This window comes from Stenotrophomonas rhizophila, assembly GCF_020857975.1.
Taxonomy (GTDB): Bacteria; Pseudomonadota; Gammaproteobacteria; order Xanthomonadales; family Xanthomonadaceae; genus Stenotrophomonas; species Stenotrophomonas rhizophila_C.
On record NZ_JACWUO010000007.1, the window covers coordinates 185,404 to 202,970 of the forward strand.

Here is a 17,567-nt window from a genome sequence, read left to right on the forward strand (position 1 = left end):
CGGTATGCCTGGGCCGGGGGTGCGGTTCGTCTTTGCGCCTGATGAAGAGGCTGCCGCCCGTCACTTGATAGTCCAACTCATACAGGCTGGCCTCAACTTCGAGACGCAGCCATCTCGGTTGAGGCAGACAGATGCACCCCCCTTTTATGGGGAAGGTCATCTTTCAAGAGAGGTGGATGCTCGTCAGCCCGTGTCATGCTGCGGCCGACTAATAATTGATTTCTGGGGCTCAATGTCCTGAAGATCATCATTCGGGTTGATGCAATGTATAGCCGCAACCGATCATGGGAAATGAGCTCTATGTCTCCTGTGGACTGATTTCGACTATGTCAGTATGCGGACGTCGAGCAGGAGCTCGGCTGTGGTCGTGTCGATTGCGCGCAGGTTCCGGGCGGAACGATTGTTGTGTGGCGCTGTCCGCAGAGGTCAGTGCACCATGCGAATTTCCGGTGTCAGGGTGCATATTGGGAAAACTAGAGGGCTGGAGATGAGTGGGACGTTCGATTGGGTCGAGTTCCCTGAGGGTCGTGCGAGGTTCTCGGGTATTCGCCGTGGCTGGGATGAGCAGGGGCGGCATACGTTCTCGATTGAACTCCGGGGCGCCGAGTACTTTGGTCAGATCAAGCGCAATTTCCCAAAGAACGATGACGACTACGAGGTCGCTATCGATGCGTTCGGCTATGGGCTTGGAGAGACTGTCGGGATGCCCGGGCCTGGTGTGCGGGATGTTTTTACTGCTGACGAGGTTGTCATTGCCAAGGCGCTGGTGACTGGGCTTGTTCAAGCCGGGTTTGAATTCGTTGAGCCTCCCAGTATCTTCTTGGTAAGGAATATCGCTAACTTCACGGGAAGGATCCTGTTCGACGAGGATTGGGTGCTGGCTGCTCATCGGCCTGTCCGAATGGCGGATTGCTCTACTTTTTGAGATGCCTCGTATCGTGCCGGAGTTGCGCTAGTGCCGATCAATCTAAATGATTCCCAGAGACTATGGTTGCTTAATATAGATATTGGTGCAGGGTGGTGTCATTTTAGAAAAAATGACATGCCGTGAAAATTGGGGATTTTGAAGTGAATAATACATTCGGGTGGATTTGTTTTCCTGAAGGACGTGCGCGATTTGGTGGGGGAGTCCGCGGGTGGGATGAACTCGGCCATGAGACGTTCGCTCTAGAGCTTCGTGGAAGGGAGTACTTCGGCGAGATCAAGCGGGTATATCTGGAAAATCACAATGATTTCAATATTGTGATCGACTCTTTCGGGTACAGATCCGAAAGGGACGTCAGCATGCCTGGCACGGATGTGCGAGAGGTTTTTTCGTCAGCTGAAGAAATTACGGCTCGAGTCATGATCGTCCAGCTCATCCAGGCTGGCCTCAAGTTCGAGACACCGCCATCCCGGTTAAGGCAGACAGAGACATCCCATTTCATGGGAGAGGTAATTTTTAGCGAGGGATGGATGCTCGTCAGGGCAGTTGACGGTCGGAGGACGTAATGGCTGATTACTCGGCTCATATCGCGCAGATCAATCAGTCGAGTTCTCTTGAAGAAATTCGGAGAATTGCACGTCAGTTTTCGGCTCAGGCAGTCGGTGAAGGGGGGATTCTCTACAGCCGACCAGTGGGGAACGTGAACTCCGAGACGATTGCGCTTGAGCTTGCTGAGAAATCTGGCGCCCCAATAATAAACAAGACGCCTCGCGCTGCATTTCTGTCGGATGGAGATGTCCGTATTGCGGTAACTGCATCTTCGGAAAGACTATTTGTTGCGCAGGGGTATGCTGCTGAATTTGCGGAAAAACTGGCTATTAGTTTTCAGTATGGCGACCCGAAGGCCGCTGCCAATTCTCTCACCTCGCTGGATGAGTGCCTCTGGGGAGATGCGTCTAGAGAGTTCGCCGCTTCCTTGCGCGGCGATATCAAGGTAGTTGCTTCCACGGCAAACATGGAACGTGTCTTCGGCAAGGTTGAGCTCCCGGCCATCCTGGACAACCCGAATGTCCAGACATTGGGCGGCCGGTCAGTGACAGAGCTGCGCGCTATAGCTGCAAGGGATGGCATGCCGGCGTTGCTGGATCCAGTCCAGGCGCAGTTCCTGGGTGCGGCCCCTCGCGGCATCTACACAGTGCCTGGCGAACTCTCGGTCATGGGGGCGCCCGTAACGCTCTCGCGCGAGTTCGCCGATGCCATGGGCGTCGATTCCAGCAGGTTCCTCCCCGCCGCCAATCTGTCGACCTCCGGCGCGGTGGTGCGCGCCGATATCGACATGGCACTTCGGGTTGCGCAGGATGAAGTCAGTGTCATGCGTGGATCGGTACTGCGGGAGCATCCGCAGACGCAGAGCATCCGCCTTCCTGGCGCTGCGGTTGAAGAGGTGGCGTCCAGGCCGGCACCTGCGGAGAGAGTTACTGTCCATTCCGGTGGCAGCCCCGGCCTCAAAGCCGCCGGCATCGCCGGCACCGCGCTGCTGGCCCACGACTTCGCCACCTCCGGCCACAAGTGGGTGCAACTGCAGTCGCAGGGCAACCAGACCGGTGCGGACTCCACCGCCGCGCATTTTGTCGGCCGCAATGTCGGCGGCGCGATGGGCGGCTTCGTGGCCGGCGCCGGAGTGGGCCTGCTGAGTGGTTCCTGGACCGGTCCGGTTGCGCTGGGTGCCGGGCTCGGTGGCGGGGTGATCGGCGCCTACATGGGCGAACGCTGGGCCGAACAGAAGGATATCGACCGGATCTACACGCAGGAAGATCCGCTGGGCCGGGTGTGGACGCGCCAGCCGGGCGATGCCGACGGGCGCTGGCTGCGCGCTGCGCACCAGCAGCAGGTACAGACCACCGCGCTGGGCGGCGAGGTAGAGGTGCGGCCGGTGCAGACCGCGCTGGGCGAGGATGTGTACTTCCGCGAGCAGTACGTGGCCACCGGGCGGCTGGAGCGGCTGTTGAACTATCAGGCCGCCAACGCCTCTTATGAGCTGGGTCTGACCAACCCGCCGCCGCCGAAGGATCCCTACCGGCTGGACGCCAGCGCGCAGACGCAGCCGCCGCGCGCGCCGTTCGAGCAGCAGCGCGACTTCGTGCGCGATGCACAGTCCGGGCAGTGGCAGTTGGAGATCAAGGAACTGCTGGATGGTCGTGTTCCCAGCATCCACAGGCATGCGGTGGAGTCCGAACGCGCGCTGGACCTGGACCAGCAGGCGCGCACGGTGATCGCGCAGAACGCGGCCAATACGCCGGCGGCGATGGCGGCACGTTACGAGGTGGCCCATGCGCAGGGCCGCTGGAGCGACTTCGACCCGGCGCTGCCGCCGGCGATCCGCGCCGCGCAGGCGCAGGCCGATACGCTGCGGGCCAGCGACGGCAATGCGTACACGCGCCAGGACGATGGCCAGTGGGTACGCGGCGGGCGGGTGTTCGACAGCACCGCCACGCTCAACCTGCGCGACGAACTGGAACTGACCTGGCAGAGCCAGCAGGCCGGCGTGCAGGACACCCGGGCGATGGCCCGGGAGGTGGCGGCCACCCTGCAGCTGGCCCCGGAAGGCGTGCGCGCGCAGCTGGCGGCGCTGTATGCCCAGCACGGTATCGAACGCAGCGAAGCGCAGCTCGCTGCCAGTGCCGCCACGGTGGAACACCACCATGCCCGCGATGGGCTGCACACGACTTCACCCTGGCACTGATGCCCGACCCGCGCACGCATGCGCCCAGCGCGGACAGCGCCATTGCCAGCTTCGCCGCCGACGGCGGCAACCGCATGCTGCTCAGGAGCACCACCACCGCCGAGGAGGTCGCGCAGCTGCAGGCGCTGCGCGTACCGGGTGGCGCGGACGGGGACAACCCGCTGCCCGATGCACTGGAACTGCGCATCGATGCGCTGTCGCCGCAGCAGCGCGAGGCTTACCAGCAGGCGCTGCGCGAAGCCAACCGGCAGGGCGTGTCCGCCCCGGAAGCGCAACAGGCGGCCAGCTTTGCGGCGGCCAACCTGCATGCGCCGCCGGCGGAAGCGACTCGGGCGCCGCAGGCGGTGGTCGAACTGGAGCGGCAGCGCGATGCGCCTGGCCCGCCTGCCGCTGCGGCGCAGACGGTGCCATCCGGGCCGCCGCCGAGCGTGCCCCACAGCATCCCGGCGCACCTCGCAGCGGCCGGACCGGTCGCGCAACCTGATGCTCCCCAGCCCCGTTACGAGCGGGAAACGCCGCCGGCACCGGCCGCCACCGAACATGCCGCCCCGCCACAGCCACCGGCCAGCCAGCTGGCTGCCGGGCAGGCCACGCCAACGCCTGGGGCGCCGCCCGCGCCGGAGCATCCGCTCCCACCTGCCCAGCCCCAGGACACAACGCGGCAGGCGGCTGCGCCAACTGCGGGCAAGCCGCTGGCATCGCCGTCGCGACCGGACATGCCCGCCGAGGCCATGCAGCGCCAGATCGCCGACGATCACATTCATCAACATCCCGGGCTGTCGGGCATCACGGCAGCCTCCGTGCAGGGCGCACCGATGCGCCCGTTGCCGGACGCGGCAGCGCAGGCCACGCCTGCCCCGGCGATCACGCCGGATATCCTTCAGGAACGACAGCACCCGCCGGCACAGCATTCCGCGCCAGCCTCCGCGACGGACGCGCGCCCGCATACCGGCACCGAAAGCCCGCACAGCACGCACCGGGAAAGCACGTACCTGCAAAGCACACCACCTCCCGCCGCGCCCGCCACGCCCGCACCGGCGTTGACGCCAATGCAGGCCGGCCATCCCGACCACGCGCTCTACCAGCAGGTGCGCGACGGGGTAGCCGCCCTGGACGCCAAACACGGGCGCCAATTCGATGTGACCAGCGAACGCATGACCGCCAGCCTGCTGGTGCTGGCCAAGGGCAGCGGGCTGGAGCGGGTGGACCATGTGCTGCTCAGCAATCCCACTGCCCAGCTGCCGGCCGCGCACAACGTGTTCGTGGTGCAGGGCGAGCTGAACGATCCGGCGCACCAGCGTGCGTTGATGCCCACGCTGCAGGCCGCGCAGACCCCGGTGGACGAATCGCTGCAGCAGTTCGATGTGGTCAGCCGCGAGCAGCAGCAACGCCTGCAGGCGCAGCAGCTGGAACAGCAGCTGCATGACGAGCGCGAGCAGCAGGTCATCCAGTCGCGTGCGGCCAGCATGGGCTGAGGCACGGCTGCGCGCGACCGCTGCCGCCGCTTGAATCGCGTCGGCGCTGCTGAGACGATTCCCCGCCGGTGTCCGGCAGCAGCGGTTCGGCGCCGCCGGCGGCATGACCGTCTGGATCGGGATGGATCTATCGGCCGGCCCATGGTGCGGCCGCCACACACGGAGGTAGCGGCATGTTGTTCATGATCGGCCAGGGCGAACGCATCGTGGTGATCGGCCCGCCCGAGCCGCGGCATTGCCCGCGTTGCGAGCAGGTCACCGATTTCCAGCCGCAGCTGAAATACCGCTACGCCGAGTTCGACCTGCTGTTCGGCATGGTCTACGCCAAACGCTACCAGCTGGCCTGCCCGCAGTGCGGGCACGGCTGGCTGCTGGATACGCGGGAAACCGAGCGCGGCCTGGGCGCGGTGCCGATTCCGTTCCGGCTGCGCTATGGCCTGTTGATCGGGCTGGCGCTGGCCGCGGGCATCGCCATCGCGGCATGGCGCTTCAACCACGGCGGTTGAACACGCTGCTGCGCCGCCTCAGTCCTCGTTTTCTTCGGCGGCCTCGCGGCCCTGCTGGCGGATCAGGGCTTCTTCGCGCGCATCGTTGATGGCGTGGCGCACGCTGTCCAGGTCGATGGTGCTTTCATCGTGCACGAAGGTGCCGGTCAACGGGCTGTCCGGCAGCAGCTCGCCGGCCTCGAACAAGGCCCACATCTCTTCGCCGTACCAGCTGTCCAGCAGTTCCGGGGCGAACCGGCCCAGGTAGGCGGTGAGGTTGTTGACGTCGCGCAGCAGCATGCTGCGCGCGGCGTTGTTGCCGCCGGCACTGACCACCTGCGGGAAGTCGATCACCACCGGGCCGTCGGGGCCGACCAGCACGTTGTACGGCGACAGATCGCCGTGGATCAGGCCGCAGCACAGCATGCGCACCACCTGGCGGACCAGGATCTGGTGGAAGGCGCGGGCCTGTTCCGGCGGCAGTTCCACTTCTCCCAGGCGCGGGGCGGAGAAGCCCTCGGCATCGGTGACCAGTTCCATCACCAGTACGCCGTGGTAATAGCCGTACGGCTCGGGCACGCGCACGCCGGCGTCGCGCAGCTGGTACAGCGCCTCCACCTCGGTGTTCTTCCAGGCCGTTTCCTGCTGCTTGCGCCCGTACTTGCTGGCCTTGCCAACCGCACGCGCCTCGCGGCTGCCGCGCACCTTGCGGCCTTCCTGGTACTGCACGCGCTGCTGGAAGCTGCGCTGGGCCATGTCCTTGTATACCTTGGCGCAGCGCACATCCTCGCCGCTGCGCACCACGTACACCGCTGCTTCCTTGCCGCTCTTGAGCGGACGCAGTACTTGGTCGATCACGCCGTCGTCGATCAGCGCCTGCAAGCCTTGGGGGGTCTTCACGGAATCTCGGGTCTGGGGCCGGCGCCGATGCGCCCGCCTGGAAGGGGGAGGGATTTTCGCATCTTCGGGGCGCCCGGGCCATCGGCGGCCTGCGGCGGCGGTTCAGGCCGGTGGCCTGGGCGGCTCAGGGCAGGGGCTGCCCGCCTCGCAGCAACGGGTAGGGGTTCAGCGCCTGGCCTTTCCACCACTGCTTTTCCGGGCCCAGCCGGTGGATTTCGAAGTGCAGGTGCGGCGCGTCGGGGCTGGCGTTACCGGTGCTGCCGACATAACCGATCACCTGGCCGCGGGTGATGGCCTGGTGTTCGGCCAGGCCGTCGGCATAGCGTTGCAGGTGGGCGTAGTAGTAGCAGTACTGCCCGCCCGGCTCGAACTGGTACACGGTCAGGCCACCGCGCTCGCTGCGGAACAGTTTCTCCACCGTGCCATCGGCCACCGCCAGCACGGGGGTGCCGGCCGGGGCGAGGATGTCGATGGCATCGTGCACGCGGCCTTCGCTGCGCGCATCGGTGAAGGTGTCGCGCAGCTGTGCGGCGGTGATGCCCTGCACCGGCAGCAGCAAGGCGCCGGGAGCGTCCTGGGCGGCGGCCATCCTGGCCGGGGCCACGGTCGGCGCGGCAGCCGCGGTTGCGGCGGCGGACGGTGCGGTGCGCGCGGGGGTGGCCGGCATCGCCGGGGCAGTTGTCGCCACGGCAGGCGCCGGCGTGCGCGGGCCCAGCCACCACCAGCCGGCCACGCCGATCACCAGCCCCAGCGCCAGCAGTTTGGGCAGGCTCATCGCATCACTCCTGCATCACTACCGGCACCGAGGCATCCACCGCATCGGCCACCTGCAGTGCGTCCCAGTTGGTCATGCGCACGCAGCCATGCGATTCGGTCTTGCCCACGTGGCCGGGCTCGGGCGTGCCGTGCAGGCCGTAATGCGGCTTGGAAATGTCGATCCAGACCCGGCCGACCGGGTTGTTCGGACCCGGCGGCAGGGTGGCCTTGCTGTCGCCACGCTTGGCGTCCCAGAACAGCTTGGGGTTGTAGTGGAAGGTCGGGTCGCGGGAGATGCCGAGGATCTTCCAGGTGCCGATCGGCAGCGGATCATGCCTGCTGCCCGAGGACACCGGGAACTGCGCATAGACCTTGCCCTGCGCGTCGTACAGCCGCAGGGTGGCATCGGATTTGTCGATCACCAGCTTGGCTGCTTTCGGCAACGCCGCCGGGGCGATGTTGGGCACCTGGATGACGCTGCCGGCGCGGGCCAGGTCCACGCCGGGGTTGAGCGTGCGCAGCAGCTCGGGCGAGGCATGGAAACGCTCGCCCAGGGCCTCTTCCACCGAACTGTAGCCCAGCGTTTTCAGCGCGGCCTGTTCGGCCGGTCGCTTGGGCACCGGCTGGAACGGGCCGGCCACGTCCCCGGCGGTGAGGGTGTAGCGGGCCAGCACCGCGGTGGCGTCCGGCTGCAATGCCTGCCAGGTGGCCGCGTCGAGTTCACCGCTGGCCGCCAACCCGCGCGCGGCCTGGAAGCCGGCCACTGCGCGGCGCTGGTTGGAGCCGGGCAGGCCGTCGATCTGGCCCGGCGAGAAATGCGCGCGGTCCAGCAGCACCTGGGCATGCAGGTCCGAGCGCGGCGTGCTGACCACTGCCGTGGTTTCTTCCAGTGGTGCCGGTAGTGCGGCCGGGGCCGGTGCCTGTGCCAGCACCGGGGCGGTGGCGGCCAGGGCCAGGGCGATCAAGGTGGAGGTCAGCGGGCGCTGCAATGGCATCGGGTGCTTCCAGGGGCAAGGGTCGGTTTCACCATGCCGCAGCGGTCTGCACGGGGGCCGTGAAAAGGCTGACGCGCAGCTGAGTGCGGCGCCGGCGCGGGTTGCCGTGTGCAAGCTGTGAAGTGCATCACATTGCGCGGCGGCGTTCGCCGTGAAAACCGGTATGGTTGGGCCACACCGCATCCGGATGGGAAGTCGCATGGCGGCATGGTTGGCGGCGCTGTACCTGCTTTGCCACGGACTGGCCTTGGCCCTGCTGCCCGGCCACGCCACGGCGGTGTCGTTCTCCTTCCTGGTCGGCGCCCCGCTGTTGGCGGCGCTGGCCTGCCTGTGGCGCATGCGGCGCAGTTCGGCCTGGGTGGGCTGGCTGGCGCTGGCGCTGGGCATGCTGCTGTGGGCCGGTGGCATGGCGCTGAACATGTACCAGGAGATCGGCGCGGGCATGGCCGATGCGGTGCCCGGTGCCAGCATGCTGCTGTATGTGCTGTACGGGGTGCCGCTGACCTTCGCTATGGCCCACCCGCGGCATGAGCCGTGGCAGCTGATCGTGATCGACGGAGCATTGGCGCTGCTGCTGGGCTACCTGTTCTTCGTGCACACCTTTTCCTTCGCCACCCTGCACGCCACCGGCGAGCAGGGCATCGTCAGCCTGCGGCTGATGTTCGATATCGAAAACCTGTTCATCGCGGTGTTCGCGCTGGTGCGTTTCCTGGCCAGCGAAGATGCCGCGCGACGGGTGTTCTTCCGCGCGCTGGCGGTATTTGGCTGGGTCTACCTGGGCGTGGCGGCCTATATCAACCACCTCGCCGCCGATGACAGCTACGGTGGTGTGGTGGACCTGCTGATCGATGTGCCGTTCCTGCTGCTGGCGGTGTTGGCCCTGCGCAGCGGCACCGGGGGGGCGGTATCCACGCCACGGCGGCTGGCGCTGGCGGTGGGCGCGGGCAGCCCGCTGATCCTGCCGGCGGCGTTGCTGGTGGTGTCGGCGCTGCTGGTGCGCGCCCACCCCTATCTGGCAGTGATGGGCTTTGCCTTGGCTACGCTGGGCTCGGGGTTGCGCAGCGTGGTGATGCAGGTGCGCTCGCTGGAGCGCCAGGACCAGCTGGACGTGCTGGCGCGGATCGACAGCCTGACCGGGCTGGCCAACCGCCGCCAGTTCGACCAGGCGCTGCAGGCCGAATGGAGCCGCGCACGGCGCAACGGCCAGGGCGTGGCGCTGCTGATGCTGGATATCGATCACTTCAAGACGTTCAACGACCGCTTCGGCCATCCGCTCGGCGATGCCTGCCTGCGCGCGGTGGCGACCGCGCTGGCCGGCTGCGCCACGCGCGGCACCGACGTGGTGGCCCGTTACGGTGGCGAGGAATTCGCGGTAGTGGTGCCGGCGGCCTCCCGCGATGGCGTGCTGGCCCTGGCCGAGACCATGCGCACTGCGGTGGAGCGCTTGCGCCTGCCTTCGCAGGATCCCCAGCGGCCGGTCAGCGTTACCGTCAGCATCGGCATGGCGCGGGTCGAGGCGGTCGGCGGATCCGACCCGGCCGCGCTGGTGGCGGCCACGGACGCGGCCCTGTACCTGGCCAAGCGCCGCGGCCGCAACCAGGTCGCCGAAGGCGCGCTGCCGTTGTAACCGACGCCTTCGCCGACCGCAGCGGCAGGCCCGGTTCACAGCCGTTGCAGCAGGGCGCGCGCCACCGCCAGGGCCGATGCCGGGTTCTGGCCGGTGATCAGCTCACGGTCGACCACCACCTTCGGCGTCCACGGCGTGGCGTTGCTCTGGTAGCGCACGCCGGCCTGCTGCAGGGCGCTCTGCGGATAGAACTTCATGCTGCCGCCGCCCAGCTGCGGCTTGGCCTGTTCTTCTTCCTGGTTGCTGATCACAGTGACGTTGTAGTCGCGATAGATCCATTGCGGATCGATGGCGGGCCGCAGGCCGGCTTCCATCGCGGCGACGAAGCCACGCGCATCGGGCAGCGTGGACAGCAGTGCGATCGGGCCATGGCAGACCAGCGCGGTGGGTTTGCCGTGGCGGTGGAACTGGGTGAGCAGCCGGCCCAGCGCAGGGTCCTGCAGCAGGTCCTGCATCGGCGCGTGGCCGCCGGGGATGTAGACCGCATCGAACTGCGCATGGCCGATCTGTTCGATCCGCGCCAGGCTCAGCACCGGCGAGCGGGTGCGATCGGTCAGGGCCAGTTGCTGCAGCAGATCGGCATGCGCTTTCATCGCAGCGGCATCGTTGTTGAAGTACATCGGCTGTACCGACGACGCATCCACGCTGGGGGCCACCCCGCTGGGGGTGGCGAAGGTGAGCTGATGGCCGGCGTCGAGCAGCAGCTTGACCGGCTGCATCAACTCGTTGAGGTAGAAGCCGGTCTTCAGGACCTGGCCGGCCTGGAGGTCCAGGTGGTCGGCATCGGACAGCACCACCAGCACGTTGTCGGCATGGGCGGTGCCGGTGGTCAGGGCAAGGGCCAGTGCAAGGCCAAGGGTGTGCTTCAGGGACATGGCGGGGCTTCCGATGGTGGCGCGGGCTGCGCGGGAGCCGGCACTGTATTGGGTGCCTGGATGCGCATAAACTGGCGCAAAGACAATGCACTTGTTCCCGGGAGGATCAAATGGCGCGCCAGTTCGATTATCTCGGCGACGTGGAGGCCTTCTTGGCCGTCGTCGACCAGGGCTCGTTCACCGCCGCTGCCGTGCAGTTGGCGACCACGCCATCGGTGCTGAGCCGGGCGGTCACACGGCTGGAAACCCGCCTGGGCCAGCAGCTGCTGCGGCGGAGCACGCGCAGCATCGGCCTGACCGATGCCGGACGCCGCTACCGCGAACAGACGCGCGCGGCGTTCACCCAGTTGGAAGATGCCGGGCGCGAGCTGCTGGGCGACCCACAGCACGTGACCGGGCGGGTGCGGCTGAGCGTGCCGACCACCTATGGCCACTACCGCCTGCCGGCCGTGCTGGCGCGTTTCAGCGCGCGCCACCGGCAGGTGCAGGTCGAGCTGAACATCAGCAACCGCAATGTCGATCTGGTCGCCGAAGGGTTCGACCTGGCGGTGCGTCTGGGGGAACTGCCCGACAGCGGCCTGGTGGCGCATCGGCTCGAAGAGGCGGCGCTGTGCCTGGTGGCATCGCCGGACTACCTGCGCCGCGCGGGCGTGCCGCAGGTGCTGGATGACCTGCGGCAGCATCGTTGCCTGCCCTTCGTGATGCCCAGCAGCGGGCGCATCGCGGCGTGGGCGCTGCGCGACCAGGGCGGTGACGTGGAATGGTCGCCACCGCCAGCGCTCACCGTGTCCGACGATGTATTGGGCGTGGTGTCGCTAGCCGCGGCGGGCTTGGGCATCTGCCAGAGCTACGACTTCATCGTCGGTACGGCGATCGCGCGCGGCGAACTGGTCGAGGTGCTGCCGGCGCTGCGCGGGCGCAGCCGGCCGTTTTCGGTGGTGTATGCACCGCACCGGCGGCAGTCGGCGGCCAGCCGTGCGCTGGTGGAAGCGCTGCGCGCCGGTTGAGCGTGCAGCGCGACCGCGCGGGGCTCAGGAGCCGGCGTCGCGGACCTCCACCAGCACCGGGCAGGGCGCATGGTCGATGGTCCATTGGCCGACGGAGCGGTCGAACAGGCGTTCCACCCGGGAAAGATGCCGGTGGCCGATGACGATCAGGTCGCAGCCGTGCTGCCGTGCCTGTGCGCATAACACCTCGGCCGGGTCGCCGGCCGGATGGCGGGCCACCGCGTCGATGCCGCGCTCGCGCAGGTCGGCCAGCGCGATGTCCAGCAGCTGCACCGCCTGGCGGCGCTGGTCATCGGCGGCGCGGTACTCGGTTGTGTCGCTGCGCGGTGCGTCATCGTCCAGCGCATAGGAGGGGTCGAGCACGCACACCAGGTGCAGCCGGGTGCGGGGCGTGGCCAGCGAGCCGGCCAGGGCCAGCACCTGCGCGTGCTGGGGGCCGCCATCGAGGGCGACCAGGATGTGCTTGAACATGGGGGAGTGCCGCAGAAGCCTGCAAAGGGGGAGCACGATGGTGGCGCAAAGCCGCGCGCGCACCCATGCCGTGCACCGCAGGCAAGGATTGCGTTGAACGCACGGGTGGCGGTGTTGGCATGCCGTAAAGTGATTGCCATCCCCCCTCTGATGCTGCCGTAGCCATGCCCGACCTGAACCTGTTGCTTGCGCTGGATGTCCTGATCGAGGAAGGCAGCGTGGTCGCCGCCGCGCGGCGCATGAACCTGAGCGCGCCGGCGATGAGCCGCACCCTGGGCCGCATCCGCGAGGCGGTGGGCGACCCGGTGCTGGTGCGCTCGGGCCGCGGGTTGGCCCCGACCCCGCGCGCGCTGCAGCTGCGCGAACAGGTGCGCGGGGTGATCGAGCAGGCCCACCTGGTGTTCAATGCCGGCCGCGAGGTCGACATGATGACCCTGGAGCGTACCTTCAGCATCCGCGCCAATGATGTGTTCGTGGGCACCTACGGCGGGCGCATGCGCGAACTGTTCAAGGCGCAGGCGCCGCGCGCGGTGCTGCGCTTCGTGCCCGAGGGCGACGTGGACGATGATGCCATGCAGCAGGGCCGCATCGACCTGAACATCAGCGCGACCGGCAAGCTGGGCGCCGACACCAAGGTGCAGAATCTGTTCAGCACCTCGTTCTTTGGTGCGGCGCGCGCGGACCATCCGCTGTTCGACGAGGACATCACCATCGATCGATTCGTGGCCTACGACCACATCGCGGTGTCGCGGCGCGGGCGGCCGCATGGGCCCATCGACGAGGACCTGGCCAGCATGGGCCTGACCCGCCGCGTGGCGCAGATCATGCCGACCTTCCATTCGGCGATCTTCGCCGCGGCCGATTCGGACCTGATCCTGCCGCAGATGCCCAGCGTCATGCTGGGCCGGCTGGAGCGCCTGGGCGTGCCGCTGCGCCTGTTCGAACTGCCGATCCCGGTGCGCAGCGCGATTGTGGTGCAGGCATGGCACCCCCGCGTGGACAGCGACCTGGCGCATCGCTGGCTGCGCCGCAGCATCAAGGCGATGTGCGACGGCGAGGCTGGGTTTGCCTGAGCGCAGGACGCCTGCGGGCGTCCAGGAATGACCGTGCCAGGCGTGCGTTGCATGCACGCCTGGATTGGGGGATACACCATTTTTCGCAGCATCGGCGCTGCCTAGACTGCCGCTCCCTGTCGTGGAGCGGATTCCATGTCGATGTTGTTGTGCGTCCACCGCGCCGATGCTGGCGGTGCACGATGAGCGTGCTTGCCACGCCCCTGCCGGCGGCTGCCGCCGCGCCCCCCGCCGCACCGCCACAGGTGTTCGGCCTGCGCCTGGCGGTGGGCCTGTGCGGCGTGCTGCTGGCGGTGCTGATCTCGGGCATCAATGAAAACGTCACCAAGGTTGCGTTGGCCGACATCCGCGGTGCGATGGGTTTCAGCGTGGACGACGGCAGCTGGATCGTCGCGCTGTACACCGCGATGTCGGTCGGCGCGATGGCCTTCGCGCCGTGGTGCACGGTCACCTTTTCGCTGCGTCGTTTCGCGATGTGCATGATCGGCGCGTTCATGCTGTTGGGCGTGCTGTGCCCGCTGGCACCGGACCTGCCCTCGTTCCTGATCCTGCGCGCGCTGCAGGGCCTGTGCGGCGGTGCGTTGCCGCCACTGCTGATGAGCGTGGCGCTGCGCTTCCTGCCGCCGGGCATCAAGCTGTACGGCCTGGCCGGTTATGCGCTGACCGCCACCTTTGGGCCCAGCCTGGGCACGCCAATGGCGGCGTTGTGGGTGGAATACGTGGGCTGGCACTGGGCGTTCTGGCAGATCGTGCCGTGGTGCCTGGCAGCCATCGCCATGGTCGGCTGGGGCCTGCCGCAGGACCCGCTGCGGCTGGAGCGCTTCGGCCAGTTCGATGGCTGGGGCCTGGCGCTGGGCCTGCCGGCCCTGGTGATGCTGGTGCTGGGCCTGGTGCAGGGCCCGCGGCTGGACTGGTTCGCTTCCCCACTCATCTGTGCCTTGCTCGGCGGCGGCAGCGGCCTGCTGGCACTGTTCTTCTACAACGAGTGGTCGCATCCGCTGCCGTTCTTCAAACTGCAGTTGCTGGCCAATCGCAACCTCACCTATGCCTTGATCACCCTGGGCGGGGTGCTGTTCGTGCTGCTGGCGGTGATCATGATTCCGTCCAGTTTCCTTTCCAAGGTGCAGGGCTACCGCCCGCTGCAGACCGCGCCGGTGCTGCTGTGGGTAGCCATTCCGCAGTTGCTGGCACTGCCGCTGGTGGCCACCCTGCTCAACCAGCGCCGGGTCGATTGCCGCTGGGTGCAGGCCATTGGCCTTGCGATGCTGGCGCTGGCCTGCTGGCTGGGCGCACAGCTCAGCAGCGAGTGGAACCGCGACAACTTCGTGCTGCTGCAGATGGTGCAGATCTTCGCCCAGCCGATGGCGGTGCTGCCGCTGCTGATGCTGTCCACCGGCAGCCTGGCCCCGGCCGACGGCCCGTACGCATCGGCGTGGTTCAACACGGTCAAGGGCTTTGCCGCCGTGCTCGCCGGCGGCCTGCTGGAAGCGGCCACCACCGTGCGCAGCCACTTCCATTCCACCGTGCTGGTCGAACGCCTGGGCAACGCGCCCTGGCTGGACCCGGCCGCGACGCCATCGTTGGCGGCCCGCCTGCATGCGCAGGTGGTCAGCCTGACCTCGGCCGACCTGTACCTGATGGTGGCGGTGGTCGCCATCGCCCTGATCGCGCTGATCCCGTGGCTGCCCTCCCGCATCTTCCCGCCACGTGCCGTGGCCTGAATTCCTCAGAGATCCCCCATGTCCCCGCAAAGAAAACATGTTCCCGTGGTCATCGTCCTCGGCGTGGTCGTGCTTGCCGCCGGTGGTTGGCTGCTGCTGCGCGACGGTCGCCACCAGTACACCAACAATGCCTACGTCACCGCCGACTTCACCGTGGTCGCGCCGAAGATCGCCGGGTTCGTCAGCGAGGTGCGCGTGGCCGACAACCAGCGGGTCAAGGCCGGCGATGTGCTGGCCCGCATCGACGACCGCGACTACCAGGTAGCGCTGGTGGCCGCGCGTGCCGACCTGGCCAATGCGCACGCGCAGCTGGCCAACGCACGGGCCGCGCTGGCCCAGCAGGACTCGCTGATCGACCAGGCGCGCGCCAACGTCGATGTCAGCCAGTCCGAACTTACCCTGGCCCAGGCCGACCAGCAGCGCTACCGCGAGCTGGCCCGCGATGGTGCCGGCACCGTGCAGAACGCGCAGCAGGCGCAGTCGCGCCAGGCCGTGGCCAGCGCGCACCTGCAGCAGGGCCGTGCCGCGCTGCTCACTGCGCGCCAGCGCACCGATATCCTCGGTGCCGGCGTGCAGGCCGCACAGGCGGCGGTGCAGCGCGCCGAAGCCGCGCAGGCACGCGCCGAACTGGATCTGTCGCACACCGAACTGCGCGCCCCCATCGATGGCATGGTCGGCCGCCGCGCGATCCGCGTGGGCGCCTACCTGACCCCGGGCACCGCAGTGCTGGCGGTAGTACCGTTGCAGCAGGCGTTCGTGGTGGCCAATTTCCAGGAAACCCAGCTGACCCGCATGCGTGCCGGGCAGCAGGTGGACCTGCAGGTGGACGTATTCCCCGGCCAGCGGCTGCGTGGGCACATCGACAGCATCGCTCCGGCCACCGGCGTTACCTTCGCCGCGGTCGCCCCGGAAAACGCCACCGGCAACTTCACCAAGGTGGTGCAGCGCATCCCGGTCAAGATCGTGCTGGACAAGGACCAGCCGCTGGCCGACAAGCTCCGTGCGGGGATGTCGGTGGAGGCCAGCGTGGACCTGGACAGCGGCCGCCGCGGGCTGGCCGGGGAGGGCGCGTGATGGTGTCGGCGACCGCGCGCGTACTGGCCGGCAGCGCGCTGTGCATGGCGCTGGCCGCCTGCACGCTGGGGCCTGATTTCGTGCGTCCACAGGCCCAATTGCCGGCGCAATGGCAGGGCACGGCGGTCAGCGCCGGCGCGCTGGCCGATGACGGCCAATGGTGGCAGGGCTTCGATGACCCCATCCTTGCCACGCTGGCCACGCGCGCGCTGCAGGCCAACCTGGATATACAGCTGGCTGCCAATCGCGTGCAGCAGAGCCGTGCCGCGCGGGGAGTTTCCGCTGCCGAGCGCTGGCCCGGTGTCAGCGCCACGGCCAGCGGGGTGCGGGCACGCAACAGCGAGGTCGGCTTGAACGATCCCTCGGGCAATGCCGGGCGCGACGACTACGGCCTGTTCCAGGCCGGGATCGGGTTGAGCTGGGAGCTGGATCTGTGGGGGCGCGTACGCCGCCAGGTCGAGGCAGCCGATGCGCGCGTGCAGATCTCGGGGGAGGATGCGCACGCGGTGCAGACCGTGGTGCTGGCAGAGACCGCGCGCAACTACCTGCAGCTGCGTGCCACCCGCCAGCTGCGGGTGATCACCGCGGACAACCTGCGCATCGCCCGCGATATCGCGCACCTCACACAGGCCCGCCAGCGGCAGGGCGTGGCCAGCACCCTGCAGGTGGCCAGCGCGGCCGCCCAGGTGGCCGCGCTGGAGGCGCGGTTGGTACCGCTGCAGCACCGCGACGCGCAGCTGCGCAATGCCCTGGCGCTGCTGCTGGCACAACCGCCGCATGCGCTGGATGCCACCTTGGAAGGTCAGCGCATGGACTGGCCGGCGTTGCCGCCGATGGCTGCCGGCGTACCCGGCGAACTGGCTGCGCGGCGCCCCGACATCCGCCGCGCCGAAGCGGCGCTGCATGCCGCCACCGCATCGATCGGGGTGGCCAAGGCCAGCTTCCTGCCGCGCATCACCCTCAACGGCGATGCCGGCTTCCAGGCCAGGCAGCTCGACGACCTGGATGGCTGGGATGCACACCGTTTCAGCATCGGCCCAAGCATCAGCCTGCCGATCTTCCAGGGCGGGCGGTTGAAGGCCAACCTGGCACTGAGCCGGCTGCAGCAGCAACAGGCCGCGGTGCAGTTCCAGCGCACGGTACTGCAGGCGTGGCACCAAGTGGATGATGCGATCGACAGCTACGCGGCCGAGCAGCAACGCGGCGAGCGCCTGGCGCTGGCGGTGACCGAAAGCGACCGCGCGCTTGGCGCCGCGCAGCGGCAGTACCGGGCGGGCGTGGTGGACATGCTGGATGTACTGACGACCCAGCGCATCGCGCTGGACAACCAGGCCGCGCTGGCCGACAGCCAGGCTGCGGCGGCGATCGCGCGGGTGGAGCTGTACCGCGCGCTGGGCGGCGGCTGGTGAAGGGCAGTGCCGGCCCGCGGCCGGCAATGCC

16 protein-coding genes are annotated in these 17,567 nt (G+C 68.1%); 11 read left to right on the forward strand and 5 right to left on the reverse strand.

What is annotated here, in order from left to right; all coding sequences use genetic code 11:
• The first annotated feature begins 487 nt into the window (after positions 1 to 487).
• From IC535_RS09365 to IC535_RS09385, 5 genes are all read left to right on the forward strand, one after another.
• A complete protein-coding gene (locus IC535_RS09365; protein ID WP_228885411.1) occupies positions 488 to 925 on the forward strand; it encodes a hypothetical protein in 438 nt (145 codons plus the stop codon).
• A 143-nt stretch (positions 926 to 1,068) separates the two neighbouring features.
• On the forward strand, positions 1,069 to 1,491 hold the full coding sequence (locus IC535_RS09370) for a hypothetical protein (RefSeq protein WP_228885412.1): 423 nt from the start codon (positions 1,069 to 1,071) through the stop codon (positions 1,489 to 1,491).
• A gap of 650 nt (positions 1,492 to 2,141) precedes the next feature.
• Positions 2,142 to 3,668, forward strand: coding sequence for a hypothetical protein (locus IC535_RS09375; RefSeq protein ID WP_228885413.1), 1,527 nt, complete (start codon positions 2,142 to 2,144; stop codon positions 3,666 to 3,668).
• Positions 3,668 to 5,143, forward strand: coding sequence for an XVIPCD domain-containing protein (locus IC535_RS09380; protein WP_228885414.1), 1,476 nt, complete (start codon positions 3,668 to 3,670; stop codon positions 5,141 to 5,143). The genes IC535_RS09375 and IC535_RS09380 overlap by 1 nt, the downstream gene beginning before the upstream one ends.
• Before the next feature lie 173 nt (positions 5,144 to 5,316).
• Positions 5,317 to 5,649 carry a hypothetical protein gene (locus tag IC535_RS09385; RefSeq protein WP_306433064.1) on the forward strand — a complete coding sequence of 111 codons (333 nt, stop codon included), beginning with the start codon at positions 5,317 to 5,319 and terminating at the stop codon, positions 5,647 to 5,649.
• An 18-nt stretch (positions 5,650 to 5,667) separates the two neighbouring features.
• Here IC535_RS09385 and IC535_RS09390 read toward each other — a convergent pair whose 3' ends face one another.
• The 3 genes from IC535_RS09390 to IC535_RS09400 form a co-directional block, all read right to left on the reverse strand.
• Positions 5,668 to 6,528 (reverse strand): PA4780 family RIO1-like protein kinase, encoded by an 861-nt coding sequence (locus tag IC535_RS09390; protein WP_228885415.1) that lies wholly within the window; start codon positions 6,526 to 6,528, stop codon positions 5,668 to 5,670.
• 124 nt (positions 6,529 to 6,652) lie between these two features.
• A complete protein-coding gene (locus IC535_RS09395; protein ID WP_228885416.1) occupies positions 6,653 to 7,303 on the reverse strand; it encodes a M23 family metallopeptidase in 651 nt (216 codons plus the stop codon).
• Positions 7,304 to 7,307: 4 nt separating this feature from the next.
• Entirely contained in the window at positions 7,308 to 8,279 is a 972-nt protein-coding gene (locus IC535_RS09400; RefSeq protein ID WP_228885417.1) for a L,D-transpeptidase family protein, read from the reverse strand.
• Positions 8,280 to 8,478: 199 nt separating this feature from the next.
• Between IC535_RS09400 and IC535_RS09405 the strand changes: the two genes are divergently transcribed.
• Entirely contained in the window at positions 8,479 to 9,906 is a 1,428-nt protein-coding gene (locus IC535_RS09405) for a GGDEF domain-containing protein (RefSeq protein WP_228885418.1), read from the forward strand.
• A 35-nt stretch (positions 9,907 to 9,941) separates the two neighbouring features.
• On the opposite strand, the gene IC535_RS09410 is transcribed toward IC535_RS09405, so the two are convergent.
• Positions 9,942 to 10,781, reverse strand: coding sequence for a type 1 glutamine amidotransferase domain-containing protein (locus IC535_RS09410; protein WP_228885419.1), 840 nt, complete (start codon positions 10,779 to 10,781; stop codon positions 9,942 to 9,944).
• A gap of 110 nt (positions 10,782 to 10,891) precedes the next feature.
• On the opposite strand from IC535_RS09410, the gene IC535_RS09415 reads away from it, so the two are divergent.
• The gene (locus tag IC535_RS09415; protein ID WP_228885420.1) at positions 10,892 to 11,788 is read left to right on the forward strand and encodes a LysR family transcriptional regulator; all 897 of its coding nucleotides are present in this window, start codon (positions 10,892 to 10,894) and stop codon (positions 11,786 to 11,788) included.
• A gap of 24 nt (positions 11,789 to 11,812) precedes the next feature.
• On the opposite strand, the gene IC535_RS09420 is transcribed toward IC535_RS09415, so the two are convergent.
• Positions 11,813 to 12,259, reverse strand: a complete 447-nt coding sequence (locus tag IC535_RS09420) for a universal stress protein (RefSeq protein WP_228885421.1) — start codon at positions 12,257 to 12,259, stop codon at positions 11,813 to 11,815.
• Between the two features lie 164 nt (positions 12,260 to 12,423).
• Here IC535_RS09420 and IC535_RS09425 point away from each other — a divergent pair, with 164 nt between their 5' ends.
• The 4 genes from IC535_RS09425 (at position 12,424) to IC535_RS09440 (ending at position 17,536) form a co-directional block, all read left to right on the forward strand.
• A complete protein-coding gene (locus IC535_RS09425) occupies positions 12,424 to 13,332 on the forward strand; it encodes a LysR family transcriptional regulator (protein WP_228885422.1) in 909 nt (302 codons plus the stop codon).
• 182 nt (positions 13,333 to 13,514) lie between these two features.
• Entirely contained in the window at positions 13,515 to 15,053 is a 1,539-nt protein-coding gene (locus IC535_RS09430) for an MFS transporter (RefSeq protein WP_228885423.1), read from the forward strand.
• Between the two features lie 18 nt (positions 15,054 to 15,071).
• On the forward strand, positions 15,072 to 16,127 hold the full coding sequence (locus IC535_RS09435; RefSeq protein ID WP_267472927.1) for an HlyD family secretion protein: 1,056 nt from the start codon (positions 15,072 to 15,074) through the stop codon (positions 16,125 to 16,127).
• A complete protein-coding gene (locus tag IC535_RS09440; RefSeq protein ID WP_228885425.1) occupies positions 16,127 to 17,536 on the forward strand; it encodes an efflux transporter outer membrane subunit in 1,410 nt (469 codons plus the stop codon). Before IC535_RS09435 ends, IC535_RS09440 begins: the two co-directional genes overlap by 1 nt.
• Positions 17,537 to 17,567: the final 31 nt, after the last annotated feature.